Raw genomic sequence first — 25,008 nt, forward strand, 5'->3', positions numbered from 1 at the left:
TGTCCGGGGCGGGACGGTCGGTCAAGGGTGGCCGCAGGCCATCGCGAAGCGACGCGACGAAGGAGCGCCCTTGAGGGACCGGCCCGACCCGGAGAGACGAAGACTGCCGGGAAACCCCCATACCCCTCCCCGATGCCGCCCGAGGGGCTCCCGCCCCCCGAAGCCCCCGCCCCGCCCCGCCACCCGACCCCGCCCGCTTGGCCCCGCTCCCCCAAGCCACCGCCCGACCCCCTACCCCCCGAACAGCACCGCCTGCGCGGCCTCGCGTGCCGCCAGTTCGGCTCCCGCCAGGACGGCCGGGTCGCCCAGGGTCGTGGCGCGGATCTCCGTCGGGACCGGGGTCAGTTTCGCCACGCGGTGGGCGACCCGGGCGGCCAGGGCCGGGCCGCCCGCGCGGCCCAGTTCGCCCGCCAGGACCACGCAGCCCGGGTCCAGGATCGCCGCGGCCGCCGCCGCGCCCAGGGCGAGGCGTTCGGCCAGGGCTTCGAGGAACGGCTCCCCCGCGGCTCCCGCCACGGCGTCCTCCGCCGGGCCCGCGAAGCCGTGTGCGCGCGCCAGCGCGGTCACGGCTTCGCGGCCCACCAGGGCGTGGAATCCGCCCGCGCAGTCCTCGGCCGACGGCAGTCCGGTGGTGCCGGGTACCGGGAGGAAGCCGATCTCGCCCGCGCCGCCGGAGGCGCCCCGGCGCAGCCGGCCGTCCAGGACCACGGCCGCGCCCACGCCCGCGCCGAGCCACAGCAGGACGAAGGAGTCCAGGTCGCGGGCCACGCCGAGGCGCTGCTCGGCGAGGGCGGCGAGGTTGGTCTCGTTCTCGACGACGACCACGGCGGGCAGGCTCCGCTGCAGGGCGGTGACCAGGTCCCGGTGCCAGGCGGGGAGGCCGCTGGTGTCGCGGAGTTCGCCGGTGGCCGGGGCGACGAGGCCCGGGGCGCCCATGACGACGGTGTGCAGTTCGGCCGCGCCGGCCTCGCGCGCGGTGCGCAGCAGGGCGGCCACCGCGTCCTCGGGGGCGCCGACGGGCAGGGCGGCTTCGGCGAGGGGGCGGCCGAGGAGGTCGGTGACGACGGCGGTGACCCGGTCGGTGCGGACGTCGAGGGCGGCCAGGTGGGCGCGGTTCGCGACGATCCCGTACAGCTTGGCGTTGGGGCCGCGGCGCTGTTCGTTGGATTCGCCGGCGACCTCGATGAGCCCGGCTTCGGTGAGCCGCTCGACGAGGTCGGCGACGGAGGGCCGGGAGAGGCCGGTCATGGTCTTGAGCTGGGTGGCCGTCAGCGGCCCGGATTCCTGGAGGAGTTGCAGCGCGAGGCGGTCGTTGATGGCCCGGGCCGTGCTGGGCGAGGCGGGGGACGGTGCCGGGGTCGTGGTGGGGGCAGGAGTCACGGAGCCCATCCTAGGGAGTCGGGCCCATTATCTATCAGGCAGGGTCCCTGATAGTTTAATCCTCATGACCGGGGACACCGACCTCAGCCCGGCGCGCCTGCGCCATGCCCGCTACGCCATCGCCGCCGTCTTCTGCACCCACGGCGCCGTCACCGGCTCCTTCGCCACCCGCATCCCCTGGATCCAGGAGCACGCCGGGCTCAGCGCGGGCACGCTGGGGCTGGCCCTGGCCGCGCCGGCCGTGGGCGCCGCCCTCGCGATGCCGCTGGCGGGCCGGATCAACCACCGGCTGGGCGCCCGGACCGCGCTGCGGGTGCTGCTCTCGCTGTGGACCCTGTCGCTGATCCTGCCGAGCCTCGCCCCGAATCTGCCCGCCCTCTGCTTCGTGCTGTTCGTCTACGGCGCCACCGCCGGCATGTCGGACGTGGCGATGAACGCGCTGGGCGTGGAGACGGAGAACCGGCTGGGCCGTTCGATCATGTCCTCGCTGCACGGCATGTGGAGCGTGGGCGCCCTGCTCGGTTCGGCCGCGGGTACCGTCGCCGCGCACACCGGGGCCGACGCCCGGCTGCACCACCTGGTCGCCGCGCTGGTCCTCACGGCGTTCGGGCTGCTCGCCGTACAAGGGGTGCTGGACCTGAGGGCCGGCCAGGAGGAGGCGCCGCCGCCGCACTTCGCGCTGCCGCCGAGGTCGGCGCTGCTGATCGGGGCCGTCGGTTTCTGCGCGGTCTTCGCCGAGGGCGCGAGCCTGGACTGGTCGGCGGTCTACCTGCGGGACGTCCTGCACACGGACGCCGGCCTGGCGGCGGCCTCCACCACCGCCTTCGCGTTGACGATGGCGGTGGCGCGGCTGGTCGGGGACCGGGTGGTGGACCGGTTCGGGGCGGTACGAACGGTTCGGGCGGGCGGGGTGGTGGCCACCCTGGGCGGGCTGCTCGTGGTCGGGGTCCGGCATCCCGCGGGGGCGCTGGCCGGATTCGGGCTGATCGGACTGGGTATCGCGGTGGTGGTCCCGCTGGCCTTCGCGGCGGCGGGGCGCAGCGGCCCGGCTCCCGCTCAGGCCATCGCCGGTGTCGCGACGATCACGTACACCTCGGGGCTGATCGCGCCGTCGGCGATCGGCGCGGTGGCGGACGCGACCTCGCTGGTGGTGTCCTTCGGGCTGGTCACCCTGCTGGCCTTCGCGCTGATCGTCGGCGCCGCGGTACTGCGCCCGGGGAGTCCGGTGGGGCAGGCTGGGGACGATCTCGGCGGGGCGACGGCGAAGACCGACTCCCCCGGCCTCGACGAACCAGCCCAAACCCGGCCGTAATATGTCGATCGGCCGCAGTGGCACGTACCCCGTGCGCTGCGGCCTCGATGTGTGAGCGGCCGGAGCGGCGGTCGTCCGGAACAGAGGAGTGGAACATGGGCCTCGGCGTGGGCTGGACCCTGCACGGAGACGGGCGGACTCCCGCCCCCGGCGCGGTGGTCCGCCCGGAGGAGCGGCTGTCGTGGCCGCGGACCGCCGGGCTGGGCGCGCAGCACGTCGTGGCGATGTTCGGCGCGAGTTTCGTCGCTCCGGTGCTGATGGGGCTGGACCCGAACCTGGCCATCATGATGTCCGGCGTCGCGACGGTGATCTTCCTGCTCGCGACGCGCGGCCGCGTTCCGTCCTACCTGGGCTGCTCGCTGTCGTTCGTCGGTGTGGCGGCGGCGATCCGGGCCGCGGGCGGGGACAGCGCCGTGGTCACGGGCGCCGTCTTCGTCGTGGGCGTGGCGCTGTTCCTGGCGGGCCTGGTGGTCCAGCGGTTCGGCGCGCGCGTCATCCACACGGCGATGCCGCCCATCGTGACGGGCGCGGTGGTGATGCTGATCGGCTTCAACCTGGCGCCGGTGACGGCGAGCACGTACTGGCCTCAGGACCAGTGGACGGCGCTGCTGACCATGCTGTTCACGGGGGCGGCCGTGGTCTGCCTGCGCGGGTTCTGGTCGCGCATCGCGATCTTCCTCGGGCTGCTCTTCGGGTACGGGATCTCCTGGCTCTCCGACCTGCTCTTCGGGAAGATCCACTCGACGCTGGGCGGGGAGGCGGCCGTCGACCACTGGCGGTTGGACCTCTCGGCGGTCGCCAAGGCGGACTGGATCGGGCTTCCGTCCTTCCACGCGCCCGCCTTCGAGTGGTCGGCGATCCTGATCGCCCTGCCGGTGGTGATCGCCTTGATCGCGGAGAACGCCGGGCACATCAAGGCGGTCGGGGAGATGACCGGCGACCCGCTCGACGACAAGCTGGGGACGGCGATCGCGGCGGACGGCGCCGCGTCCATGCTGTCCACGGCGGTCGGCGGCCCGCCGAACACCACGTACTCCGAGAACATCGGTGTCATGGCTGCCACCCGGGTCTACTCCACGGCGGCGTACTGGGCGGCCGCGGGCTTCGCGCTGCTCTTCGGGCTGTGCCCCAAGTTCGGCGCGATCGTCGCCGCGATCCCGGGTGGGGTGCTCGGCGGCATCACGGTCATCCTCTACGGGATGATCGGCCTGCTCGGCGCCCAGATCTGGATCAACGGCGGGGTGGACCTGCGCAATCCGCTGAACCTGGTGCCGGCCGCGGCGGGCATCATCATCGGCGTCGGCGGCGTGAAGCTGCAGATCACCGACACCTTCGAACTGGGCGGCATCGCGCTGGGCACGGTCGTGGTGATCACCGGCTATCACGCGCTGCGGTTCCTCGCGCCCGCGCACCTCAAGCAGGAGCCCCTGCTCGACGAGGGCACGTCCGGCTACGACGTCGGCGACGACTCCGGCGACGGCTCCGGGGAGGGCCAGGACAAGCCCCGTTGACGGGGTTTCGCCCGAACCGGGGAAGCCTACGGCCAAGTTCCCCGGATCCGCGTCGGCGCCTGCGACTCTGCCCCCATGGAAGCGGTGCTGGCGCGGATGCGCGCCCTGGAGGAGCGGCTCCCGCCGCAGGACGGCGTCGCCGTCTTCAACCGGGTCTACCTGACCGTGACGGAGACCCTGCACCGGCGGATCGAACACGGCGGGTTCCCGGCACCCCGCCGGGCGGAGACGCTCAGCGTGCGGTTCGCGGAGCGGTACCTGACGGCGGTCGAGGCGGACCGGGCCCCGGCCTGCTGGCGCCCCCTGCTGCAGTACCGCCGGCACCCCGGGATCCGCCCGCTCCAGCACGCGCTGGCCGGGATCAACGCGCACATCGGCCATGACCTGGCGCTGGCGGTGGTGGCCACGTGCGGTGAGCTGAACTGTGAACCGCGCGCCCTGGAGGCGGACTTCGACCGGGTCGGCGACACGCTGGTCTCCCTGGAGGAGCACATCCGGGAGGACCTGATGCCGGGCCCGGACCTGTTGGAGATCGCCGACCCGCTGACCCACCTGGTCGGCTCGTGGAGCCTGGAGCGCGCCCGCGCCGGAGCCTGGTCGGCGGCCCGGCTGCTGTGGACGCTGCGCCGCGCGCCGGAGCTGGCCGAGGAGTTCACGGACTCCCTCGACGCGGGCGTGGGCCTGGTGGGCCGCTGCCTCCTGACCCCGCGGGGCTGAACCGCCCACGGCCGCCGTCGACGCGGTCCCGGTGGTACCCCCTCGGATGTGCCGTGATCGTCTTCACTACGCTCTGCTCAATGGTAGGAAGAATGAGCGAGCACAAGCGCACCGTCCCCCGCTGGTTCCGCGGTGGCCCGAGGCTCTACCGGTCCCTGCTGGACCTCGCGGCGTGGCATCCGGAGGCGACCGAGATCGCCATGTCCCCGAGGGCTCCGGACGACTTCGCCGCGGACACCATGATCGAGTTCCTGTCCCAGGAGCTCATGCGGAGCGGCTACACGGACGACTGGTCGGTGACGTCGCACGGGCAGGAGATCGAGGACCTGATCGACGTCTTCCAGCAGATCGCGCAGCGCCGATGACGACATCGGCGCGGATGGTGCCCCGTCCGGGTACACACCGGCGCACCTCACCCGGACTGCCGGAGTGACCAGCTTCGCCACGCACCGGCTCCGGGTGCATGACACTTCGCTCGCGCCGGTGCAGCGGTTCTGCGGCTTCCGGACCTGCGTGGCCGAGTTCGCGCCGTACGGCGTCCGTGCGACGTACGACCACCTGGTCCGCAGTGCCCGGATCCCGGCGGACCTGGACCGGGATCCGGACGCGCTGGTGCGGGCGGTGGAGGAACTGCACGCCGCACGGGAGGTCTGGCGGGCCGCGCACGCCGGCTGGGTGGTCGCGCGGCGCGCACAGAAGGCGGCCGGGGTCCGGGTCCCGGATCCGCCGGAACCGAGGCGCCGCCTCTGGTGCCCCGACCCCGAGTTCCACCCGGCCGGGCCGCTCCCGGCGGTGATGCGGCAGATCCTGTGTGCCCCGGCCGGGGACCTGACGCGGTGTCCGGTGTGCGCCGAGGACCGCGGGACGAAGGTCTGGCACGACGGGTTCACGGAGCACACACTCTGCGGCGGATGCGGGGTCAGCCTCTTCGGCCGCGTGACCGAGCCGGCCCACGGCCTCGTGGCCGCGCGCGCGGAGCGATGGCGGTCGGTCTGGCGGCGGCAGGTATGAGAACGGGCCGCCCCCGCGCTGCTCACGCGGGGACGGCCCGTGGTCCTGGGTACCCGGAGGATCAGTCCTCGGGGAGTTCGACCGGGGCGATGTCGTCGTAGACGTCGCCCGGGCCCGGGTTGGTGGAGTCCGTGGTGCCACCGAGGTGGTGCATGACGCCCCAGACGGCGTTGAGGGCGGTCTGGACCGCGCCCTCGGCCCAGCCGGCCGTCCAGGAGATGTCGTCGCCCGCGAGGAAGATGCCGCGCTTGTCCTCGGGGAGGCGGTCCTGCATGAAGTGGGTGAACAGGCGACGCTGGTAACGGTAGTGGCCCGGGAGGTTGGCCTTGAACGCGCCCATGAAGTAGGGCTCGTCCTCCCAGGACACGGTGACCGGGTTGCCGATGATGTGCCGGCGGATGTCGACCTTCGGGTAGATCTCGCCGAGGGACTTCAGCATGACCTCCATCCGCTCGCTCGCGGACAGCGGCAGCCACTTCAGGCTGTCGTCGCACCAGGTGTACGAGAGGCAGATGACGGCGGGCTTGTCCGGGCCGTTGTCCAGCAGGTACGTGCCGCGGGTCATGCGATCGGTCAGCGTCATCGACATGACGTCGCGGCCGGTCTCCTCGTCCTTGTCCAGCCAGAACGGCCGGTCGACGGGGACGAACAGCTTGGACGACTCCATGTAGTGGGTGCGCTCGATCGCCGTCCAGTGGTCGATCGGGAACAGCGTGTCGTCGCACGCGATCTTCGACAGCAGCATCCAGGACTGGGCCGTGAAGATCGCGGCGCGGTACGTGCGGATGTCGCCGGAGGAGTCGGTGACCGTGATGCGGTTGCCGGCGGTGCGGTGCAGGCGGGTGACCGCCGGGCGCGGGGTGCCGTCGTGCAGGGAGGACAGCGAGGTGCCCTGGGCCCAGTGGACGATCTTCTCCGGCTCGCGCTCCCACAGGCGCAGCGGCAGCTGCTGCGAGCCGCCCACGATGCCGCGGTGGTGGTCGTCGGCCTCGGTGTAGACGACGCGCAGGATCTCCAGGATGGAGTTCGGGAAGTCGGTGTCCCAGCCGCCGGTGCCGAAGCCGACCTGGCCGAAGATCTCGCGCTTGCGGAAGGACTTGAAGGCCTCCGACTTGCAGAGGAAGCCGTAGAAGGTCTCGTCGTCGAGCTTCTCGACGAGCTTGGCCCAGATCTCGCGGATGCGCGGGACGTCCCGCTCGCGCATCGCGGTGTTCATGTCGGAGAAGTCGGCGCCCTCGTCGAGGCAGGCGTTCCACGCGGCGGACACGTCGCGGTAGATCTGCGGGAGGTCCGCGATCGTCTCTGCGTAGTGCGTCTCGCCCTTGAGGTCGACGACCGTCGAGGGGGTGGACTCGGCGAGCGGGTTCGGGAAGGGCTCCGTGACCAGGCCGACGAGGTCGATGTAGTGCTGCAGGGCCGTGGAGGAGGGCGGGAAGCGCATGGCGCCCATCTCGGCGGTGAGGCCCTCGGTCTCGGCGCCCTCGAAGCCGACGGTGCGCAGCCGGCCGCCGATCTGGTCGGCCTCGTAGACGACGGGCTTGAGGCCCATCTTCATCAGCTCGTACGCGGAGATGATGCCGGACAGCCCGCCACCGATGACGGCGACCTCGGTGCCGAGCTCGGTCGCCGGTATCTGGCCGAGACCCGCCGGGTGGGCGAGGAAGTCGTCGTACGCGTACGGGAAGTCCGGACCGAACATGGTGATCGGCGGCTGTCCGTCGCTGTGCGGGACGGCGGTGGTGGGCACCGTGGACGTCATGGGGGTACGTCTCCTTGCGGCAGGGCTGGGGGAGGAAGAGGGCTCAGACGAGGGAGGCGTAGAGCCCCGGTCGGCGGTCGCGCAGGTACGGGTTGCTCTCGCGCGAGGCCGACAGCAGCTCGGGGTCGGCCTCGCCGAACACCAGCTCCTCGCCGCGTCCGGCCCGGGTCCGGGTGACCCCGTCGGGGCTCGCCAGGCAGCTGAGTCCGACGAACTCGAACTCGCCTTCCGGGCCGGTGCGGTTGACGTACGCGATGTACATCTGGTTCTCGAATGCCCTTACGGGGACCAGCTGTTCGGCGACGAACTGGAACGGGTGCATCTGCGCCGTCGGTACCAGGAGGAGGTCGGTGCCGGCGAGCGCGTGCGCCCGGACGTTCTCGGGGAACTCCACGTCGTAGCAGATCATGATGCCGATGCGGAGGCCGTTCAGGTCCGCCTGGACGACGGGGGTGTCGCCGGGGGTGAAGGCGTCCTGTTCGAAGCAGCCGAAGAGGTGGGTCTTGCGGTAGTTCGCCAGCGCCGCGCCGTCGGGGCCGATGAGCTGGGCGGCGTTGTAGACCACGCCGTCCGCGCCCTCCGGGTAGCCGTACAGGACGGCGACCCCGTGGCGGCGGGCGATCTCGCCGATGGCCTGGGCGGACGGGCCGTCGGCCGGTTCGGCGAGGCCGGGGATGTCCTGGAGGTCCAGCGCGTAGCCGGTCAGGAACATCTCCGACGTCACGAGGAGCCCGGCCCCGCTCTGTGCGGCGCGCGCCGCTGCCTCGTCGAGCGCCTTGAGGTTCTCGGCGGTGTCGCCGAGAACGCCGGAGCTCTGGAGGAGGGCGGTGCGCAGCGGGGGCATGGGCTACCTCTGTGACAGGCGGGGAGGGGGTCATAAAACGGTACGTTCGCGCGTTCGACCCGGACAAGCCGTGAGCGTTGCGCTCCGCGCATCGATTCGTTGCGTGTTCCACCATCGACGCGGCGATTCGTTGCGCGGGGCCCCCTGACTCCCCTGGTGGGCCCCGTTCCGTTCCGGGGCGGCCCCTGCTATGCGCTCGCGCGGAAGGCCGGGTGGGTGGCCAGGAGGCGTAGATCGTCGAGGATGTCGGGGGTGTGGTCGGAGACGACGCGCCCGCTCCAGCCGTCGACGAGGGCCGGGACGGTCAGGGTGCCGTCGAAGTGGTGGCCGGCGGCCTCGTAGGCGAGGCGCAGGGCGGTGTACTCGGCCGCCCTGGGGTCCGTACCGAGGACGGTGGTGGTGATCGAACGGGCGAGACGCAGCTCGGTGAGGGTGCCGGTGACCCGGAGGGAGTGGGGACAGCCGACGCGGAGGTAGAGGTGGTAGCGGTGCGGTACCGGGGAGAAGCCCGCTCCGATGCGGCCGCGCGGGGCGGGCGCCGGGCCGGTGCGGGGCAGCGGTGTGCGGGGCAGGACGGTGTGTGACATGACTCTCCTGGGGTGGAGGACAACACGGCTGGGCCCCGGGCGGCGCGGTGCGCGCGCCCGGTCCGGGTCACTCGTCTCCGACGGGTCAGCCGTGCGGGCCGAATGCGCTGCACACCCGCAGGAGGTCGATGTGCAGGCGCCGGGTGAGCCACCGGTGCCGGAGGGTTCGGGCCCGCGTGTCCGTGTCCCTGTCCACGTCCGCCGTCCGGTCCGTGTCCACCGCCGCCCACCTCCGTCCCTGTCCTCGGAAGCCGCCGTCCGGTGCTGGTTAGGCTTCCGGTGGCGGGCGTTGTCCGTCATGGCCGTCCCCCGCAGTTTCGTGGCGGCGCCGGGGGCCGTCAAGAAGGCGGTCACGACCCGGACGCCGTCGTCTTACGGAAGGAGTCCCGCACCCATGTCCCCCGAGAGCGGCACGTTGTGCGGCAGTGAAGTGCTCGACAATCCGGTCTGGGCCGCGCTGACCGGGCCGCACCGCGCGTTCGCCGAGTTCGCGCCCGCGGGTCTGGCGGCCCGCTACACGCTGGACACCTCACCGTTCGCGGCGCTCGCCGATCCGCGGGACCCGGCGGCGTGGGCGGATCTGGCCGCGCTGGTCGGTCCCGGGCAGGAGGTCTGGGTGACCGGGCTGCTGACACCGCCGTCGGGGTGGGAGACGCTGGTGAACGTTCCGGGTGTGCAGTTGGACGGCCGGGCGGTACGGGCCGGGGCCGAACCGGAGGCGGTACCGCTGGGGTCCGGCGACGTGCCGGAGATGCTGGAGCTGGTGGGGCTGACCCGACCCGGACCGTTCCTGGACCGGACGGTGGAGCTGGGCACATACCTCGGGATCCGCCACGAGGGCCGGCTGGTCGCGATGGCCGGGGAGCGGATGCGGCCGACGGGCTGGTCGGAGATCAGCGCGGTGTGCACCCACCCGGACCATCGGGGGCGGGGGCTGGCGGGCCGGCTGATACGGGCGGTGGTGGCGGAGGTCCGTGAGCGCGGGGAGAGCCCGTTCCTGCACGCGGCTGCGGCCAACACGGAGGCGGTGCGACTCTACGAGTCGATGGGCTTCACCCTGCGCCGCAGCCCCCTCTTCCTGGGCGTCCGCACCCCGCAGGCCTGACCCCGCAGACCCGACCCCGGGGGCCGAAGGCCTGACCACGGGGCCGCGAGCGGGGCGGGGGGTGTTACGCCGGGGCGCCCGAGGTGAAGCGGCGCAGGAGCGGGGAGAGGACCAGCACGGACTTGGTGCGTTCCACGAAGGGCTCGCCGGCGATGCGTTCCAGGACCCGCTCGAAGTGGCGCATGTCGGAGGCGAAGACCTGGACGAGGGCGTCCGCGTCGCCGGTGACGGTCGACGCGGACACCACCTCGGGGTATCGCTCCAGTCCTCGCCGGATGTCGTCCGGCGAGGTGTTGTGCCGACAGTAGATCTCGATGAAGCCCTCGGTCTCCCAGCCCATCGCGGCCGGGTCCACGCGGACGGTGAAGCCGGTGATGGCGCCTTCGGCGCGCAGCCGGTCCACGCGCCTCTTGACCGCGGGCGCGGAGAGCCCGACCTCGGAGCCGATGTCCGCGTAGGAGCGGCGGGCGTCCTCGGCGAGGGCGTGCACGATGCGTTCGTCGAGATCGTTCAGTCGCACGGGGGGTGAATCACTTCTGTTCAGCGGCCTCCGCGGCCGGGGCGGCCAGGACGGCCGCGGTGGCCAGGCTGGAGCGGCGCATGCCGTAGAAGAAGTAGATCACGAGCCCGACGACCATCCAGCCACCGAAGACCAGCCAGGTGATTCCCGGGAGCTCGGTCATCAGGTAGGCGCAGAGCAGGAAGCCCACGATCGGGGTGACCGGGAAGAGCGCGACCTTGAAGGTGCGGTTCATCTCCGGGCGGGTCTGGCGCAGGATGATGACGGCCACGTTGACCAGGGCGAACGCGAAGAGCGTGCCGATGCTGGTGGCGTTCGCCAGCTCGCCCAGCGGGATGAAGGCGGCGAGCAGTCCGCAGAAGAGGCAGACGATGATCGTGTTGACGCGGGGGGTGCCGGACTTCGGGTCGACCTTGGCGAAGGCCTTGGGCATCAGGCCGTCGCGGGACATGGCGAAGAGGATGCGGGTCTGGCCGTAGAGGACGGCGAAGACGACGCTGGCGATGGCGACGACGGCGCCCGCGGCGAGGATGACGCTCCAGAAGGAGTGTCCGGTGACGTCCTCCATGATCTGGGCCAGGGCGGCCTCGCTGCCCTCGAACTCCTGCCACGGCATGGCGCCGACGGCGACCAGGGCGACGAGGCAGTAGATCGCGGTGACGATGGCGAGCGACAGCATGATCGCGCGCGGCAGGTCCTTCTTCGGGTTCTTGGCTTCCTCACCGGCGGTGGAGGCGGCGTCGAAGCCGATGTACGAGAAGAACAGCATGGAGGCGGCGGTGCTGATCGCGGTGACGCCGAGCGGGGCCAGCGGGGTGTAGTTGCCGGCCTTGATGCCCATGAAGCCGATGACGCAGAAAAGGACCAGCGTCACGATCTTGACCGCGACCATGATCGAGTTGATCCGGGCGCTCTCCTTCGCCCCGCGGAGCAGGAAGACCATGCAGAGCAGGACCACGACCAGGGCCGGCATGTTGATGTAGCCACCCTCGCCCAGCGGGGCGGAGAAGCCCTCGGGGATGGTGATGCCGAGGGTGCCGTCGAGCAGCTCGTTGAGGTACTGGCCCCAGCCGACGGCCACGGCCGCGACGGAGACGCCGTACTCCAGGACGAGGCACCAGCCGCAGATCCAGGCTATGAGCTCGCCCATGGTGGCGTAGGCGTAGGAGTACGAGGAGCCGGAGACGGGGATGGAGCCCGCGAGCTCGGCGTAGGAGAGCGCCGAGAACAGTGCGGTCAGGCCCGCGAGGATGAAGGCGATGAAGACGGCCGGGCCGGCGATCGGGGTGGCTTCGCCGAGGACGACGAAGATGCCGGTGCCCAGGGTCGCGCCGATGCTGATCATGGTCAGCTGCCACATCGTGAGCGAACGCTTCAGCGCGCCGCCCTCACCCTGGCCGCCCTCGGAGACCAACTGCTCCACCGGCTTGCGGCGGAGCAGCGGGTTGACGGGCCTGCGGGCCTCGGAGGCGAGCGGTGGCGCCTGGCCGTGGTCGAGCACGAGGGGACTCCTTGTCACTGCGGATCGGGGAGGTCAGGGGAGGCGTCGACCGCGACGATCCGGAGCAGGGCAGGGCCCGTCGTAAGAAGGGTCTGCTCATGGGGGACCGCCGAGCAGGCGATCCGCGCCACTCCACGTACAGCGAGTGAGCCTACGAGCTGAGTGATACCGCCCGTAATGCACCATCCTTGCACATTGACGCACGATCGTTGCGCGGATCGGTCACGGACAGTCGTTTGTTGCGTAGGGATGATCGATCGCTGCGCAAGCCGTCGCGGACCCCTTTTCTTGACACTTCGTCAGATCTGCCGCAGCGTGCCGCCATGGATCTGGACGTGGCCTCCGTCCCCGGGCCGCCACCCGCCCCCGCGGCACGCGGCGCCCGCGACGCGCAGGCCGCCCCGACGGCATTGGTGCCCCCCACGGCGGTGGAACCGGGTCCGAGCGGGGTACGGGTGAACGCGGCGGCACCGGGGGTGGTGGGGACCCCGCGGGTCGCCGCGCCACCTACCACCGAGGGGCGGCGACGCGACGCGGAGCACGCCCCTCCGGGCCGGGTCACCGAGACCGCGGACATCCCGGCCGCCCGGTACCCCCCGGCCGCACCGTCGGCCTCGTCCGCCAGTGGGCAGACGCTCATGGTGGACGGCGGGGGCGGCGCGCACTTCCCGTACCCGACGATCGGAGGCGACCAGTGATACCACCGGGACCAGCGGGGGCGGCAGGACCAGGACTGCCGGCGGAACGCATGGTGGGGCTGCAACGCCACCCCGACGAGCCGGCGCCCTGGCAGGACGCCCTGCCCTTCCTGCGCGGGGTCGCCTGGCTGGACCGGGGACGGCCGGTCCGCGCCGATCCGGCCGACACCATGCGGCTGCCCTGGGACACCGGTGAGCGCTCCACCCTGCCCATCGGCGTCCGGCTGGAGTTCACCACCGAGACCGCGCGGGCGGTGGAGGTGCGCTACCGGGCGACCGTGCCCGGACCCACCGACGCGCTGCGCGACCTCGCACACGGCTTCGCGCTGTGGGACCGGCACGGCGTGGTCACCGAGGTGTTCACCGAACCCGCCGCGGAAGCCGTCGTACGGATCGGCCTGGGCGGCGGCACCGGCCCCTTCACCCTCCACCCGCCCGAGACCCAGTCCCCGCTGATCCTCGGGCTGCGCGGGATCGGCGGCACGCTCGCGCCGGCGCCGCTCAAACCGCGCTGGGTGGTGCACGGCGACTCCATCACCGAGGGCTGGTGGTCCACCCGCCCCGCGCACGGCTGGCCCGCCGTCACCGGCCGGGCGCTCGACTGGGACACCGTCAACCTCGGCTACGCGGGGGCCGCGCGCGGTGAACTGACCACCGCCGAACAGCTCGCGGGCCTGCCCGCCGACGTGCTCACCCTCGCGTTCGGCACCAACTGCTGGTCCCGGGTGCCCTTTTCGGCTCCCCTGCTGTACGAGACCACGCGCGCGTTCCTCGAACTGGTCCGCCAGGGACACCCGCGGACCCCGATGCTGCTGGTCTCCCCCGTCCTGCGGCCCGACGCCGAGCGCACCCCGAACAAACTCGGCGCCACCCTCGGCGCCCTGCGTGACGCGATGGAGCGGGCCACCCGGGACCGGATCGCCGCCGGCGACGACCGGTTGGCGGTGCTCCCGGGCCGCGACCTGCTCGGTCCCGAGCATCTGGCGGACGGGCTGCACCCCAACGACAGCGGACATCAGGTTCTCGGCCTCGCTGTGGCCACGGCTCTGCGGCGCACCGGGTTCGGCGTGGGGTGAGTGAAACAGCCCACAGCGGACGAGGTGAACAGATCTCTCCCATCGGAGCGTGTCCTGAGCACAGTTGGCGCCACCACGGTGGCGGACACCGGACACCACACGTGGGAGAGATCAGATGGGCATCAAGCGCGGAACCACCCTGGCCGCGGCCGCGATCGTCGTCGTCCTCGCGGCGACGGCCTGCGGCCCCACGGACGACAAGGCCGCGGACACGACCAAGCCGGTCGGGGCCGCCGCAGCGGCGCAGGACTCGGGGAAGGCACCGGCCGCCGCCGACGGCGCGTACGGATCCGACGGCGCCTACGGGTCCGGCGCGGCGCCGGGAACCGACGCGGCCGCACCCGCCTCGGAGGCCAAGCCGGCCGGGCAGTTGGCGGTCGCCTCCAACGACAAGGTCGGGCCGGTCCTGACCGACAGCGCGGGGTTCAGCCTCTACCGGTTCGACAAGGACACCGCCAAGCCGCCGAAGTCCAACTGCGACGGGGACTGCGAGAAGACCTGGCCGGTGGTCGCCGCCGGTGATGTCACCGCCGCCGCCGGCATGGACCCGGCGCTGCTCGGCGAGGTCGTACGCACCGACGGCACCAAGCAGCTGACGGTGGGCGGCTGGCCCGCGTACCGCTACAGCAAGGACACCAAGGCGGGCGACGTCAACGGCCAGGGCGTCGGCGGGGTGTGGTTCGCCCTCGCGGCGGACGGCAAGAAGGCGGCGAAGGCGGCGCCGACCGAGGCCGCACCGCCCGCCGAGGCGGCGCCCCCCGCCGCCGGCGGCGCCGCCGAGGCCGACGGGAAGCTGTCGGTGGCCAAGGACCCGAAGCTGGGCGATCACATCGTCGACGGCAAGGGCATGACGGTCTACCGGTTCAAGCCGGACACCCAGTGGCCGATGACCTCCAAGTGCGTGGGCGACTGCCTGGCCAAGTGGCCGGCCGTCGCGCCGCTGGAGAAGGCCAAGGACAAGGGGATCGTCGAGAAGAACTACACGGTGCTCAACCGCCCGGACGGCCAGAAGCAGCAGAGCGTCGACTGCTGGCCCGTCTACACCTTCACCGGTGACAAGAAGCCCGGCGACGTCAACGGCCAGGGCGTGGGCGGCACCTGGTACGCCGTCTCCCCGGACGGCAAGCTCATCACCGTCCAGTAGCCGGCGCCCCTCCTCACCGGCCCCTTCCTCCCCCCACCCCGTTCGCGCGGCCCTCGCCCACCTCCCCCCTGGGCGGGGGCCGCGCCCTTTCCCGTTCCGCCCCCGCCAAGTCCTCCCTAGACTCGGCCCCATGCTGCGCGTACTGGCCGTCGACGACGAGAAGCCGCTCCTGGAGGAACTCCTCTACCTGCTGCGCTCGGACCCCCGGGTGCGCCGTGCGGAGGGTGCCTCGGACGCCACCGAGGCCCTGCGCCGGATCACCCGGGCACTGGAGTCCGGCCCGGACGGGGCCGACGCCATCGACGTGGTGTTCCTGGACATCCACATGGCCGGGCTGACCGGGCTGGACATCGCCCGGCTGCTGGCCGGGTTCGCGCGGCCCCCGCTGATCGTGTTCGTCACCGCCCACGAGGGTTTCGCCGTACAGGCCTTCGACCTGAAGGCCGTGGACTACGTACTCAAGCCCGTCCGCCCGGAGCGGCTGGCCGAGGCCGTCCGACGGGCCTGCGAGCAGCTCGGCCGCTCCGAGGAGGGACCGGCGTCCGCGGCCGCCGCCGGCATGGTGACAGCCGACGCCCCCGGGGTGGGCGGCCCGTCCGTGCCCGCGCCCCGCCGCCCGGTCGCCGAGGTCACCGTCACCGACCGCGCCCCGGACCAGATCGCCGTCGAACTGGGCGGGGTCACCCGCTTCGTGCCCATCGCGGACATCTCCTACGTGGAGGCGCAGGGCGACTACGCCCGCCTGCACACCGACGAGGGCAGCCACCTGGTCCGGATCCCGGTGTCCACGCTGGAGGAGCGCTGGGCGGCGCGCGGGTTCGTCCGGATCCACCGCCGTCATCTGGTGGCGCTGGCCCGGATCGACGAGCTCCGCCTGGAGGCCGGCACCACCAGCGTCCGGGTGGGGACCGCGGAGCTCCAGGTGAGTCGAAGGCACGCGCGGGAGCTGCGGGACCTGCTGATGCGGCAGGCGACCGGCTGAACCGGCCGTACCCAGGCGACTCGGGCCGTTCACCCCTGACCGTCCGGCGCTCGGGGGCGCCGTTCGTCGCGCCGGAAGGGGCGTACGGCGATCCGTCGGAACCGTCGGCCGCACCGCCACGGCGATCGGCCCTCGTCGCCGTCGCCCCTCTCGTATCGTGGATCTCCCGGCGCGGGAGGAGCCAGATGTCCGAGATCCAGGCGCTGGTCGACGCCCTGAGCGGGCTGCCCCGGGCCCGGCCTGCCGGGCCCGCCGAGGCCGAGGTGCTGCTGGCCCGGCTGCGCAGCGCGGCCGCCCGCTGGGCCGACATCCTGTACGAGGCCCGCGAGGGGGTCCGCGAGCAGGTGCCGCCGCGCGCGGAGGCGGCACTGACGCTGGCGTTCCGGCGTGCCGAGGAGTCGTACGTGGAGCTGGAGATCGCCCTGCGCGACTGCGCGGAGCACCGCGACCCGGCCCGCTGACGGGGTGGTCCGGCCGGGCGGGTCCGCCGGCTCCGGTGGGACCGAATCGTGCCTGTCGCCCGGTCAGGGGCGTGCGTAGACTCCGGACACCCCTCCCCTGCCGAAGGACCGCCCGGTGAACCAGACGTACGCGCTGACCGCGGTCGCCGTCGTCGTCCTGGTGACGATCCTGGTCGGGGCGCTGGGCCTGCGGATGTCGCGGACCACGTCCGACTTCTACGTCGCCTCGCGCACGGTGGGACCCCGCCTGAACGCGGCCGCCATCAGCGGCGAATACCTGTCCGCGGCGTCCTTCCTCGGGGTGGCCGGGCTGGTGCTGCTCCAGGGGCCCGAGATGCTCTGGTACCCGGTGGGCTACACCGCCGGGTACGTGGTGCTGCTCGTGCTGGTGGCGGCCCCGCTGCGCCGCTCCGGCGCCTACACGCTGCCCGACTTCGCACAGGCGCGACTGGAGTCGCTGGTGGTGCGCCGGATCGCGGTGCTGTTCGTGGTCGGGGTCGGGTGGCTGTACCTGCTGCCGCAGTTGCAAGGAGCCGGGCTCACCCTGGAGATCCTGACCGGGGCCCCGCATTGGGTCGGCGGGCTGGTCGTCGCGTTCGTGGTGACGGTGGCGGTGGCGTGCGGCGGGATGCGTTCGGTCACCTTCGTGCAGGCCTTCCAGTACTGGCTGAAGCTCACGGCCCTGCTGGTGCCGGCCTTCTTCCTGCTCGCGGCCTGGGTCGGGGACGGCGCGCCGCGGGCCACCTTCGACGCTCCGGCCGTCTTCCGCGAGCACACCGCGGTGACGGTCGCGCAGGACGTGCGGCTCTCGGTGGCCGATCCGCTGACGGTGACGGTGACCGGGCAGGTGGACGGGCAGGGCTACGTGTCCGCGCCGCTGACCCTGACCGCCGGTGAGCACGTCGTACGGGCCCACGCGCGACTGGAGTTCGCCCCGGACACGCCGGTTCCGCACACCCCGGCCGAGACGCGGCCCGGGGTGTCCACCTGGACGGCGGCGACCTCCGGCGGGCTGAGCGAGTACCGGCTGTACGCCACGTACGGGCTGATCCTGGCGACCTTCCTCGGCACGATGGGCCTGCCGCACGTCGCGGTGCGCTTCTACACCAGCCCCGACGGGCGGACGGCGCGACGCACCACGCTGGTCGTGCTCGCGCTGGTCGGCGCCTTCTATCTGCTGCCGCCTGTGTACGGGGCGCTGGGCCGGATCTACACCCCTGAGCTCGCCCTGACCGGTGACGCGGACGCGGCGGTGCTGGTGCTGCCCGGCCGGATGCTCGGCGGGGTGCTGGGCGAGCTGCTGGGCGCGCTGCTGGCCGGGGGTGCCTTCGCGGCGTTCCTGTCGACGGCCTCGGGGCTGACCATGGCGGTGGCGGGGGTGCTGCACCAGGACGTGCTGCCGGCGCGCGGGATACGCAGTTTCCGCTCGGCGGCGATCGTGGCCATCCTGGTGCCGCTGGCCGGGAGCGTGGCGGCGACGGAGGTGCCGGTGGCGGACGCGGTGGGCCTGGCGTTCGCCGTGTCGGCGTCCTCGTTCTGTCCGCTGCTGGTGCTGGGCATCTGGTGGCGCGGGCTGACCCCGCCTGGTGCGGTGGCCGGGCTGGTCACCGGCGGCGGGGCGGCGCTGGGCGCGGTGCTGGCGACCCGGGTCGAGCTGGCGCCGCCGGGCTGGACGCACACCCTGCTGGCGTGGCCGGCGGCGTGGTCGGTGCCGCTCGGGTTCCTGACGATGGTGGCGGTGTCGCTGGCGACGCGGTCGCGGATACCGGCGGGGACGGCGGCCACCTTGGCCCGGCTGCACCTGCCGGAGGTCGTGGCCGGTGAGCGGGCGGGAGGGGTGCGGTGATCGGGGTGGCACCGGCGGTCGTGGCCGTGCCGGCGGTGGCCGCCGCGATGCTGCTGCTGGGCGTGGGCTGGGTGGCGGGGCGCCGGCACGCCCGGCACGGGGAGCGGGCGGCCGGCCTGGACCTGGGGACCCCGGTGGAGCGGGCCACCTTCCACACCCTGCACACGGCTTCGCTGGCCGCTCCCCCGCTGCGTGCCGGGCTGACCGAGGACGCCGCCCGCAAGGCGGCCCGGCGGCTGCGGTCGCTGCTGGGCACGGAGGCGCTGTGCCTGACCGACCGGGAGTCGGTGCTGGCCTGGGACGGCCCGGGCGCCGACCACCATCAGCGGCGGGCGATGGCCCGGGTGGCGGTGATGCTGGCGTCGGGGCGCAGTCAGAGCGTGCGGACCGAGTGCCAGCGGCCGGAGTGTCCGCTGAAGTGGGCGGTGGTGGCCCCGCTCACCGGCGAGGACGGGGTGCTGGGCGCGCTGGTGGCGTACGGCTCACGGGAGTCCGCGGTGCTGGTGCGGGCCGCGACGGAGGTCGCGCGGTGGGTGTCGGTGCAGCTGGAGCTGTCCGAGTTGGACCGGTCGCGGACCCGGCTGATGGAGGCGGAGATCAAGGCGCTGCGCGCGCAGATCTCCCCGCATTTCATCTTCAACTCGTTGGCCGCGATCGCCTCGTTCGTCCGGACCGATCCGGAACGGGCCCGGGAACTGCTGCTGGAGTTCGCGGACTTCACCCGATACTCGTTCCGTCGGCACGGTGATTTCACCACGCTCGCGGACGAGTTGCGCTCCGTGCAGCAGTATCTGGCGCTGGCCGGCGCCCGGTTCGGCGACCGTCTGAAGGTGACCCTGCAGGTGGCACCTGAGGTGCTGCCGGTGGCGTTGCCCTTCCTGTGCCTGCAGCCCTTGGTGGAGAACGCCGTCAAGCACGGGCTGGAGGACTCCACGGAGGATTGTCGGATCGCGATCACGGCGCGGGACGCGGGCGCGGAGGCGGTGATCACGGTGGAGGACAACGGGGTCGGGATGGATCCGGCGCTGCTGCGCCGGATCCTGGCCGGGGAGCACGGGGGATCCTCCGGGATCGGGCTGCCGAACGTCGACGAGCGGATCCGGCAGGTGTACGGGGACGCGTACGGTCCGGTGATGGAGACGGGCGTCGGGGCCGGCATGAAGGTCACCTTGCGCATTCCCAAGTACCACGTGGGCGTGCACAGTTCGCCGTCGAGGCAGCGCCCTCCCCGACCTTGAGGGCCGGCCGGGACCGGATACGCCGGTGGCCCCGGACCGTCCACGAGGGGACGGTCCGGGGCCACGGGACGGAAGCGACCGGACGGGCTAGCTCCAGCTGGCGTGCAGCGGCTTGCCCTCGGCGTAACCGGCGGCGGACTGGATGCCGACCACGGCCTTCTCCTCGAACTCCGCGAGGGAGCCGGCACCGGCGTAGGTGCACGAGGAGCGGACGCCCGCGATGATCGAGTCGATCAGGTCCTCGACGCCCGGGCGGGCCGGGTCGAGGAACATGCGCGAGGTGGAGATGCCCTCCTCGAACAGGCCCTTGCGGGCGCGGTCGTAGGCCGACTCCTCGCTCGTACGGTTCTGCACCGCGCGGGCGGAGGCCATGCCGAAGGACTCCTTGTAGAGGCGCCCGTCGGCGGACTGCTGGAGGTCGCCCGGGGACTCGTAGGTACCGGCGAACCAGGAACCGATCATCACGTTGGACGCGCCGGCGGCCAGCGCCATCGCGACGTCGCGCGGGTGACGGACGCCGCCGTCGGCCCAGACGTGCTTGCCGTACTTCTTCGCCTCGGCCGCGCACTCCAGCACCGCGGAGAACTGCGGGCGCCCCACGCCGGTCATCATGCGGGTGGTGCACATGGCGCCGGGGCCCACACCGACCTTGATGATGTCCGCGCCGGCGTCGATGAGGTCCTTGACGCCCTCGGCGGCGACGATGTTGCCGGCCACGATCGGGACCTGCGGGTCCAGGGCGCGGATGGCCTTGATCGCGTTGATCATCGACTCCTGGTGGCCGTGCGCCGTGTCGATGACGAGCGTGTCCACGCCCGCGTCGAGCAGCTGCTTGGCCTTGGCCACGAAGTCACCGTTGATGCCGACGGCGGCCGCGATGCGCAGCTTGCCGTTGGCATCGGTGGCCGGGGTGTAGAGCGTCGCGCGCAGGGCGCCCTTGCGGGTGAGGATGCCGACGAGCTTGCCGTCCTTGTCGACGGCCGGGGCCAGCTTGCGGTGGCCGGCGTCGAGCTGGTTGAAGGCCTCGCGGGGGTCCATGTCGGCGTCGATGAGCAGCAGCTCCTTCGACATGACCTCGGAGATCTGGGTGAAGCGGTCGACACCGGTCAGGTCGTGCTCGGTGACGACGCCGACCGGGCGGCCCTCGGCGTCGACGACGACACCGGCGCCGTGGGCGCGCTTGGGCAGCAGGGACAGGGCGTCGGCGACCGTCTGGGTGGGCGCCAGGGTGATCGGGGTGTCGAGCACGAGGTGGCGGGTCTTCACCCAGGAGATGACGTCGGTGACGACCTCGATCGGGATGTCCTGCGGGATGACCACGATGCCGCCGCGGCGGGCGACCGTCTCGGCCATCCGGCGACCCGCGATGGCGGTCATGTTGGCCACGACGAGGGGAATGGTGGTGCCGGTACCGTCGGGCGAGGACAGGTCGACACCCTGACGGGAACCGACCGCGGAACGGCTCGGCACCATGAACACATCGTCGTACGTCAGGTCGTACGGCGGCTTCAGGTCATTGAGAAAACGCACGTGCTGAACATCCCAGTCGATCGAAGGATCCGTCTACGCCCCGACAGGACAGCCGGGGAAACGCACGTACTTCATTCTCCCACGACCTGGCGTTCACGCCTTCCGGGCTGATCGTCCAGGACATACCGGGCCGGGTGGTCCTTTCCTACGGGACCTTGGTCCCGACGGGCCGTGTCCGACGGTGGACGGGGCCGTGGCGCCGGGCCAGCGGGAGCACCGATCCGCCGTGCCGGACGGCCGTGAACTCGGCGGCGATGGCCAACGCGGTCTCCTCGGGGGTGGCGCCGCCGAGGTCGAGTCCGATGGGTGAGTGCAGGCGGGCCAGGGCGGCGTCGGTGACGCCCTCGGCCCGCAACCGTCTCTCGCGTTCGGCGTGGGTGCGCCGCGATCCCATGGCGCCCACGTAGCCCAGGGGCAGCCGCAGGGCGAGTTCCAGCAGCGGTATGTCGAATTTGGCGTCGTGGGTGAGGACGCAGACCGCGGTACGGGAGTCCAGGCGGCCCGCGGCCCGTTCGGCAGCCAGGTGGCGGTGCGGCCAGTCGACGATCACCTCGTCGGCGTCGGGGAAGCGGTCCGGGGTCGCGAAGACGGGCCGGGCGTCGCACACGGTGACCCGGTGGCCGAGGAAGGCCCCGATCCGGGCGAGGGCCGCGGCGAAGTCGATGGCCCCGTAGACCAGCAGCCGGGGCGGCTCGGCGGCCGATTCCACGAGCAGGGTCAGGGGCGCTCCGCAGAGTCCGCCGGCGGTGCCCAGCTCGGCGGTGCCGGTGCGTCCGGCCAGCAGCAGCGCCCGTACCTGCCGGGCGGCGGCCCGGTCCAGGTCGGGGCCGCCGGCGAGCCCGCCCTCGTAGGAGCCGTCGGCGTGCACGGCGAGCGCCCGACCCAGCTGGGGCGGTGGTCCGGAGACCACCCGGGCGAGCGCGGCCCGGGTGCCCCCGGCGGCGGCGTCGAGCACCGATCCGAGCACGGGCCGGACCGGGTCGAGCCCGCGCACCGGGGTGACCAGGACGTCGAGGACCCCGCCGCAGGTCAGGCCCACGGCGAAGGCGTCGTCGTCGCTGTAGCCGAAGCGGTGCAGGCCGCCCTCGCCGGAGGCGATGGCATCGAGGCACAGCTCGTGCACGGCGGATTCCACGCAGCCTCCGGAGATGGAGCCGAGCGCGGTGCCCTGGTCGTCGACGGCGAGGGAGGCCCCCGGGCCGCGGGGAGCGCTCCCACTGACGGCGACGACGGTGGCCAGCGCGAATTCCCGCTGGGCGGCGCACCACGCGCGTAGCTGCTCGGCGATGTCGAGCATCAGCGGATGTATTCGCGACGCGGGGTCTGTCCGGGCAGGTACGGGCGCGGCGGCAGGACGGCCGGGGTCGCCGGCCGGGCCGTGGTTTGCCGGGGCGGTGCGACGGTGGCGGCGGCCGACCGGGTGGGGCCGGGGTATCCGTCGGGCAGCCGCGGGCGCGCGCCGAGCAGTTTCGCGGCGTGGGCGACGCTGGCGAGGGTGGCGTGGTGGTGCCAGCCGCGGAAGGAGCGGCCCTCGAAGTCCCGGATGCCCACGGGTTCGCAGGTCTCGGCGAAGTCGAGGGAGACGCGGTCGGTGAGCTTGGCGAGCAGGAACAGCTGGGCGAGCGGCCGGTCTCCGATGTTCGTGATCCAGAACTCGGAGGGCAGCAGGGCGGCTTCGGTCCAGGCTCCGACCAGCAGCAGCGGGGTGGGCGGCGCGGGCACGGGGCGGTCCTCGCAGGGGGTGGCGAAGATCGAGGCCGAGGTCAGCAGGGTCACCGCGCCCTCGGCACGGCCGTGGCGGGTCCACTCGACGACGCGGCGCTGGGAGCGCAGGGAGTCGATGAGCTCGCGGGCGGGCGCGGTGTGCGGCCCGGGTTTGTGGCGGCCGGCGCCGCCGAAGGAGACGGGCAGCGAGCCGTCGACCTTGAAGACGAAGGGGATGTCTTGGAGGGCGAAGGACTCGATGCTCTGCGGGAGATCGCCGTTGGCGACCTCCATCACCACGGGCCGGCGCTGGAGTTGCCAGTGGGCGGCCATCCGCTGTACGGCGTGTACGGCGTCCTGGGCGGGGGTGAGGGAGCGTGCCGTGTCGGGGATGCCGGCCCGGCGGCGGCGCAGGAGTTCGCTGGTCCAGGGACCGGGGAGGGTGAGGGTCCACTCGACCGGGAAGCTGGCCTCGCTGGAGGCGAGCCAGATCCCGCTCGCCTGCTGACAGTTGGCGGTGCGGCCGAGCTGGGGGACGAACTGCCGGCCGACGCCGACGGAGCGGTCGCCTGCCTTCTCTATGACCATGGGCTGGAGCACCCAGGCCAGGGGGCGCTGCGCGGTGCGTTCGAGGTGCTGGGCGAGGGAGCGGCGGACCGGGGTCCAGTCCCACGGGGACTTGCTGATGAACTGCTGGAGGCTCTGCTCGACGGAACTGGCCCCTGTTCCGGCGATGTTACGAATTGTTTTCTTCCCGGTGGTCCGCACCAGGCCGTTCAGATAAACGCGGGCCCAGTTTCGCTGGTCCCGCCGGGGTAATGATTCGAAGAGAAGAGAGATCAGGACGTCGATCAATTCGGAGAATTCCGTCGTGGAATCCTCCGGCAGGACTACGCGAGCCATCTGGGCCTCCCCCGCGACCAGCTAGATCCAATACCCTACTTGACCGCATAGAACGGCCGTAGGCCCCGGCGGCTACTTCCTGAGGTCGCTGGCAGTTTCGAGCCGCTCTTCCTCTACCACGAGGGGGATGGGGATCTGGTTCGCCGCATAGTAGATCGCGATCAGGAAGTGGGCGACAAGTGTGAGTGGTGCGGAGTAGAAGGCCAACAGGACGGTGAGGGGGTACGCGATGGCACCGAGGCCGAAGCGCACTCGTGTGGCGCGTGCGCCTTCCTTGTCGACCTGCTCGTGGAAGAGGTGGCCGACCCGGGTGACGTACCACCAGAAGGCGAGGAAGGCCAGGGCGTAGGCCACGGTGACGCCGCTGTAGAGGACCGCGGCCGCGTTGGCGGACCCGCCTTCCTCCATGAGGTGCTCGGCGAGGACGTTGGTGGTGTACGGGACCACCGACACCACCATCAGCACCAGGAGATTCAGGAACAGCAGGGGGCGGTCCACCCGCCTGAGGTGACTGAAGATGGTGTGGTGGTTCACCCACATCACGCCGATGATGAGGAAACTCACGACGTAGGCGGCGTAATGGGGCCATTGTTCCCGGACTCCGTGCCAGAAGTCCGAGCCGGTTTCTTCCGGAACCTTTAATTCCAGAACCAGGATCGTGATGATGACGGCGAATACACCGTCACTGAATGCCTCGATCCGCCCGGTTTCGCTTTCCATTGCCTCCCCTTTGCCATTCCCTGCATATATGCAGGACGCGCGCGGTATGCCACACATACGGGGAGGGCGCTGCGGCGCCCTCCCCGCACACGCTACCCAGATTCCGGCCGTCAGCTGCCGAATCCGGCGGTCTGGCGCCAGATTCGGCCATCGCGGACGACAAGTGTCCCGAACGCGTGCTCAGGTTCGCCGTTCAGACTCATGATCGCCCGGTAGAAGATGGTGTCGCCGGTCTCGATGTACTCCTGGAGTTCGACGAGCGTGGGCTTCACCGTGAGATAGCCGGTGAACGTCTCGCGAACCGCTTCGATCCCGACCGAGGCCCCCTCGAAGCGGAGCAGCACGGCGTCGTCGGTGTAGTTCTTCATCACCGCCTCGATGTCCAGGGCGGCCAGCGCCTCCATCTGGCGGACGAACACCGGGTGCAGCTTGGAGATGTCGTACTTGGCCATGTCGACT

Annotated in this window: 24 protein-coding genes; 13 read left to right on the plus strand and 11 right to left on the minus strand. The window is 72.3% G+C overall.

The genetic code is table 11. The annotated features are described in order from the left end of the window. Nucleotides 1–231: 231 nt before the first annotated feature. On the minus strand, nucleotides 232–1,389 hold the full coding sequence (locus ACGFYY_RS14170) for an ROK family protein (RefSeq protein WP_393709285.1): 1,158 nt from the start codon (nucleotides 1,387–1,389) through the stop codon (nucleotides 232–234). Between the two features lie 55 nt (nucleotides 1,390–1,444). Here ACGFYY_RS14170 and ACGFYY_RS14175 point away from each other — a divergent pair, with 55 nt between their 5' ends. The 5 genes from ACGFYY_RS14175 to ACGFYY_RS14195 all read left to right on the plus strand — a co-directional run bounded on the left by ACGFYY_RS14175 (nucleotide 1,445) and on the right by ACGFYY_RS14195 (nucleotide 5,931). After that, on the plus strand, nucleotides 1,445–2,692 hold the full coding sequence (locus ACGFYY_RS14175; protein WP_393709287.1) for an MFS transporter: 1,248 nt from the start codon (nucleotides 1,445–1,447) through the stop codon (nucleotides 2,690–2,692). A gap of 95 nt (nucleotides 2,693–2,787) precedes the next feature. Continuing rightward, nucleotides 2,788–4,203 carry a uracil-xanthine permease family protein gene (locus ACGFYY_RS14180; protein WP_393709289.1) on the plus strand — a complete coding sequence of 472 codons (1,416 nt, stop codon included), beginning with the start codon at nucleotides 2,788–2,790 and terminating at the stop codon, nucleotides 4,201–4,203. 75 nt (nucleotides 4,204–4,278) lie between these two features. Next, entirely contained in the window at nucleotides 4,279–4,920 is a 642-nt protein-coding gene (locus tag ACGFYY_RS14185) for a DUF5995 family protein (protein WP_365266152.1), read from the plus strand. 92 nt (nucleotides 4,921–5,012) lie between these two features. Then, nucleotides 5,013–5,285 (plus strand): hypothetical protein, encoded by a 273-nt coding sequence (locus ACGFYY_RS14190; protein WP_393709291.1) that lies wholly within the window; start codon nucleotides 5,013–5,015, stop codon nucleotides 5,283–5,285. Nucleotides 5,286–5,379: 94 nt separating this feature from the next. Then, complete coding sequence (locus ACGFYY_RS14195) at nucleotides 5,380–5,931, plus strand: hypothetical protein (RefSeq protein WP_393709293.1); 552 nt, start codon at nucleotides 5,380–5,382, stop codon at nucleotides 5,929–5,931. 61 nt (nucleotides 5,932–5,992) lie between these two features. Here ACGFYY_RS14195 and ACGFYY_RS14200 read toward each other — a convergent pair whose 3' ends face one another. From ACGFYY_RS14200 to ACGFYY_RS14210, 3 genes are all read right to left on the minus strand, one after another. Further along, nucleotides 5,993–7,690: an NAD(P)/FAD-dependent oxidoreductase gene (locus ACGFYY_RS14200; RefSeq protein ID WP_365266158.1), complete on the minus strand. Its 1,698-nt coding sequence runs from the start codon at nucleotides 7,688–7,690 to the stop codon at nucleotides 5,993–5,995. 43 nt (nucleotides 7,691–7,733) lie between these two features. Beyond that, nucleotides 7,734–8,534, minus strand: coding sequence for a carbon-nitrogen hydrolase family protein (locus ACGFYY_RS14205; RefSeq protein WP_393709296.1), 801 nt, complete (start codon nucleotides 8,532–8,534; stop codon nucleotides 7,734–7,736). A 188-nt stretch (nucleotides 8,535–8,722) separates the two neighbouring features. Next, the gene (locus tag ACGFYY_RS14210; protein WP_393709298.1) at nucleotides 8,723–9,121 is read right to left on the minus strand and encodes a hypothetical protein; all 399 of its coding nucleotides are present in this window, start codon (nucleotides 9,119–9,121) and stop codon (nucleotides 8,723–8,725) included. A 394-nt stretch (nucleotides 9,122–9,515) separates the two neighbouring features. Here ACGFYY_RS14210 and ACGFYY_RS14215 point away from each other — a divergent pair, with 394 nt between their 5' ends. Next, the gene (locus ACGFYY_RS14215; protein ID WP_393709300.1) at nucleotides 9,516–10,226 is read left to right on the plus strand and encodes a GNAT family N-acetyltransferase; all 711 of its coding nucleotides are present in this window, start codon (nucleotides 9,516–9,518) and stop codon (nucleotides 10,224–10,226) included. A gap of 64 nt (nucleotides 10,227–10,290) precedes the next feature. On the opposite strand, the gene ACGFYY_RS14220 is transcribed toward ACGFYY_RS14215, so the two are convergent. Together ACGFYY_RS14220 and ACGFYY_RS14225 are read right to left on the minus strand one after the other, a co-directional pair. Next, nucleotides 10,291–10,746, minus strand: coding sequence for an Lrp/AsnC family transcriptional regulator (locus tag ACGFYY_RS14220; protein WP_007262967.1), 456 nt, complete (start codon nucleotides 10,744–10,746; stop codon nucleotides 10,291–10,293). A gap of 10 nt (nucleotides 10,747–10,756) precedes the next feature. Further along, nucleotides 10,757–12,247, minus strand: coding sequence for an amino acid permease (locus ACGFYY_RS14225; protein WP_393709302.1), 1,491 nt, complete (start codon nucleotides 12,245–12,247; stop codon nucleotides 10,757–10,759). A gap of 323 nt (nucleotides 12,248–12,570) precedes the next feature. Between ACGFYY_RS14225 and ACGFYY_RS14230 the strand changes: the two genes are divergently transcribed. The 7 genes from ACGFYY_RS14230 (at nucleotide 12,571) to ACGFYY_RS14260 (ending at nucleotide 19,692) form a co-directional block, all read left to right on the plus strand. Continuing rightward, nucleotides 12,571–12,945, plus strand: a complete 375-nt coding sequence (locus ACGFYY_RS14230; RefSeq protein WP_393709304.1) for an SDR family oxidoreductase — start codon at nucleotides 12,571–12,573, stop codon at nucleotides 12,943–12,945. A gap of 50 nt (nucleotides 12,946–12,995) precedes the next feature. Next, entirely contained in the window at nucleotides 12,996–14,021 is a 1,026-nt protein-coding gene (locus ACGFYY_RS14235) for a GDSL-type esterase/lipase family protein (RefSeq protein WP_393709306.1), read from the plus strand. Between the two features lie 115 nt (nucleotides 14,022–14,136). Then, nucleotides 14,137–15,165: an SCO0930 family lipoprotein gene (locus tag ACGFYY_RS14240; RefSeq protein WP_365266168.1), complete on the plus strand. Its 1,029-nt coding sequence runs from the start codon at nucleotides 14,137–14,139 to the stop codon at nucleotides 15,163–15,165. A gap of 130 nt (nucleotides 15,166–15,295) precedes the next feature. Continuing rightward, nucleotides 15,296–16,147, plus strand: coding sequence for a LytR/AlgR family response regulator transcription factor (locus ACGFYY_RS14245; protein WP_393709308.1), 852 nt, complete (start codon nucleotides 15,296–15,298; stop codon nucleotides 16,145–16,147). A gap of 185 nt (nucleotides 16,148–16,332) precedes the next feature. After that, nucleotides 16,333–16,608, plus strand: coding sequence for a hypothetical protein (locus ACGFYY_RS14250; protein WP_351157481.1), 276 nt, complete (start codon nucleotides 16,333–16,335; stop codon nucleotides 16,606–16,608). Nucleotides 16,609–16,723: 115 nt separating this feature from the next. Beyond that, nucleotides 16,724–18,454 carry a cation acetate symporter gene (locus tag ACGFYY_RS14255; RefSeq protein WP_393709311.1) on the plus strand — a complete coding sequence of 577 codons (1,731 nt, stop codon included), beginning with the start codon at nucleotides 16,724–16,726 and terminating at the stop codon, nucleotides 18,452–18,454. Beyond that, on the plus strand, nucleotides 18,451–19,692 hold the full coding sequence (locus ACGFYY_RS14260) for a sensor histidine kinase (protein WP_393709313.1): 1,242 nt from the start codon (nucleotides 18,451–18,453) through the stop codon (nucleotides 19,690–19,692). Before ACGFYY_RS14255 ends, ACGFYY_RS14260 begins: the two co-directional genes overlap by 4 nt. An 87-nt stretch (nucleotides 19,693–19,779) precedes the next feature. On the opposite strand, the gene ACGFYY_RS14265 is transcribed toward ACGFYY_RS14260, so the two are convergent. From ACGFYY_RS14265 to ACGFYY_RS14285, 5 genes are all read right to left on the minus strand, one after another. Beyond that, complete coding sequence (locus ACGFYY_RS14265; RefSeq protein ID WP_365266176.1) at nucleotides 19,780–21,222, minus strand: GuaB1 family IMP dehydrogenase-related protein; 1,443 nt, start codon at nucleotides 21,220–21,222, stop codon at nucleotides 19,780–19,782. A 145-nt stretch (nucleotides 21,223–21,367) separates the two neighbouring features. Then, nucleotides 21,368–22,519 carry an XdhC family protein gene (locus tag ACGFYY_RS14270; RefSeq protein WP_393709315.1) on the minus strand — a complete coding sequence of 384 codons (1,152 nt, stop codon included), beginning with the start codon at nucleotides 22,517–22,519 and terminating at the stop codon, nucleotides 21,368–21,370. After that, nucleotides 22,519–23,829, minus strand: coding sequence for an IS701 family transposase (locus ACGFYY_RS14275; protein WP_393709317.1), 1,311 nt, complete (start codon nucleotides 23,827–23,829; stop codon nucleotides 22,519–22,521). Before ACGFYY_RS14275 ends, ACGFYY_RS14270 begins: the two co-directional genes overlap by 1 nt. A 72-nt stretch (nucleotides 23,830–23,901) precedes the next feature. Next, the gene (locus tag ACGFYY_RS14280; RefSeq protein ID WP_327734526.1) at nucleotides 23,902–24,549 is read right to left on the minus strand and encodes a TMEM175 family protein; all 648 of its coding nucleotides are present in this window, start codon (nucleotides 24,547–24,549) and stop codon (nucleotides 23,902–23,904) included. Between the two features lie 110 nt (nucleotides 24,550–24,659). After that, nucleotides 24,660–25,001 (minus strand): nuclear transport factor 2 family protein, encoded by a 342-nt coding sequence (locus tag ACGFYY_RS14285; protein ID WP_393709320.1) that lies wholly within the window; start codon nucleotides 24,999–25,001, stop codon nucleotides 24,660–24,662. Nucleotides 25,002–25,008: the final 7 nt, after the last annotated feature.

The organism is Streptomyces sp. NPDC048331, from assembly GCF_043201215.1.
In the GTDB taxonomy this organism is placed as follows: Bacteria; Actinomycetota; Actinomycetes; order Streptomycetales; family Streptomycetaceae; genus Streptomyces.

Excerpts from the sequence above, each read along its gene's own strand:
- ACGFYY_RS14170 (WP_393709285.1), bottom strand. The coding sequence starts at position 1,389 with ATGGGCTCCGTGACTCCTGCCCCCACCACGACCCCGGCACCGTCCCCC.
- ACGFYY_RS14175 (WP_393709287.1), top strand. The coding sequence starts at position 1,445 with ATGACCGGGGACACCGACCTCAGCCCGGCGCGCCTGCGCCATGCCCGC.
- ACGFYY_RS14180 (WP_393709289.1), top strand. The coding sequence starts at position 2,788 with ATGGGCCTCGGCGTGGGCTGGACCCTGCACGGAGACGGGCGGACTCCC.
- ACGFYY_RS14185 (WP_365266152.1), top strand. The coding sequence starts at position 4,279 with ATGGAAGCGGTGCTGGCGCGGATGCGCGCCCTGGAGGAGCGGCTCCCG.
- ACGFYY_RS14190 (WP_393709291.1), top strand. The coding sequence starts at position 5,013 with ATGAGCGAGCACAAGCGCACCGTCCCCCGCTGGTTCCGCGGTGGCCCG.
- ACGFYY_RS14200 (WP_365266158.1), bottom strand. The coding sequence starts at position 7,690 with ATGACGTCCACGGTGCCCACCACCGCCGTCCCGCACAGCGACGGACAG.
- ACGFYY_RS14205 (WP_393709296.1), bottom strand. The coding sequence starts at position 8,534 with ATGCCCCCGCTGCGCACCGCCCTCCTCCAGAGCTCCGGCGTTCTCGGC.
- ACGFYY_RS14210 (WP_393709298.1), bottom strand. The coding sequence starts at position 9,121 with ATGTCACACACCGTCCTGCCCCGCACACCGCTGCCCCGCACCGGCCCG.
- ACGFYY_RS14215 (WP_393709300.1), top strand. The coding sequence starts at position 9,516 with ATGTCCCCCGAGAGCGGCACGTTGTGCGGCAGTGAAGTGCTCGACAAT.
- ACGFYY_RS14230 (WP_393709304.1), top strand. The coding sequence starts at position 12,571 with ATGGATCTGGACGTGGCCTCCGTCCCCGGGCCGCCACCCGCCCCCGCG.
- ACGFYY_RS14235 (WP_393709306.1), top strand. The coding sequence starts at position 12,996 with ATGGTGGGGCTGCAACGCCACCCCGACGAGCCGGCGCCCTGGCAGGAC.
- ACGFYY_RS14240 (WP_365266168.1), top strand. The coding sequence starts at position 14,137 with ATGGGCATCAAGCGCGGAACCACCCTGGCCGCGGCCGCGATCGTCGTC.
- ACGFYY_RS14245 (WP_393709308.1), top strand. The coding sequence starts at position 15,296 with ATGCTGCGCGTACTGGCCGTCGACGACGAGAAGCCGCTCCTGGAGGAA.
- ACGFYY_RS14250 (WP_351157481.1), top strand. The coding sequence starts at position 16,333 with ATGTCCGAGATCCAGGCGCTGGTCGACGCCCTGAGCGGGCTGCCCCGG.
- ACGFYY_RS14270 (WP_393709315.1), bottom strand. The coding sequence starts at position 22,519 with ATGCTCGACATCGCCGAGCAGCTACGCGCGTGGTGCGCCGCCCAGCGG.
- ACGFYY_RS14275 (WP_393709317.1), bottom strand. The coding sequence starts at position 23,829 with ATGGCTCGCGTAGTCCTGCCGGAGGATTCCACGACGGAATTCTCCGAA.
- ACGFYY_RS14280 (WP_327734526.1), bottom strand. The coding sequence starts at position 24,549 with ATGGAAAGCGAAACCGGGCGGATCGAGGCATTCAGTGACGGTGTATTC.
- ACGFYY_RS14285 (WP_393709320.1), bottom strand. The coding sequence starts at position 25,001 with ATGGCCAAGTACGACATCTCCAAGCTGCACCCGGTGTTCGTCCGCCAG.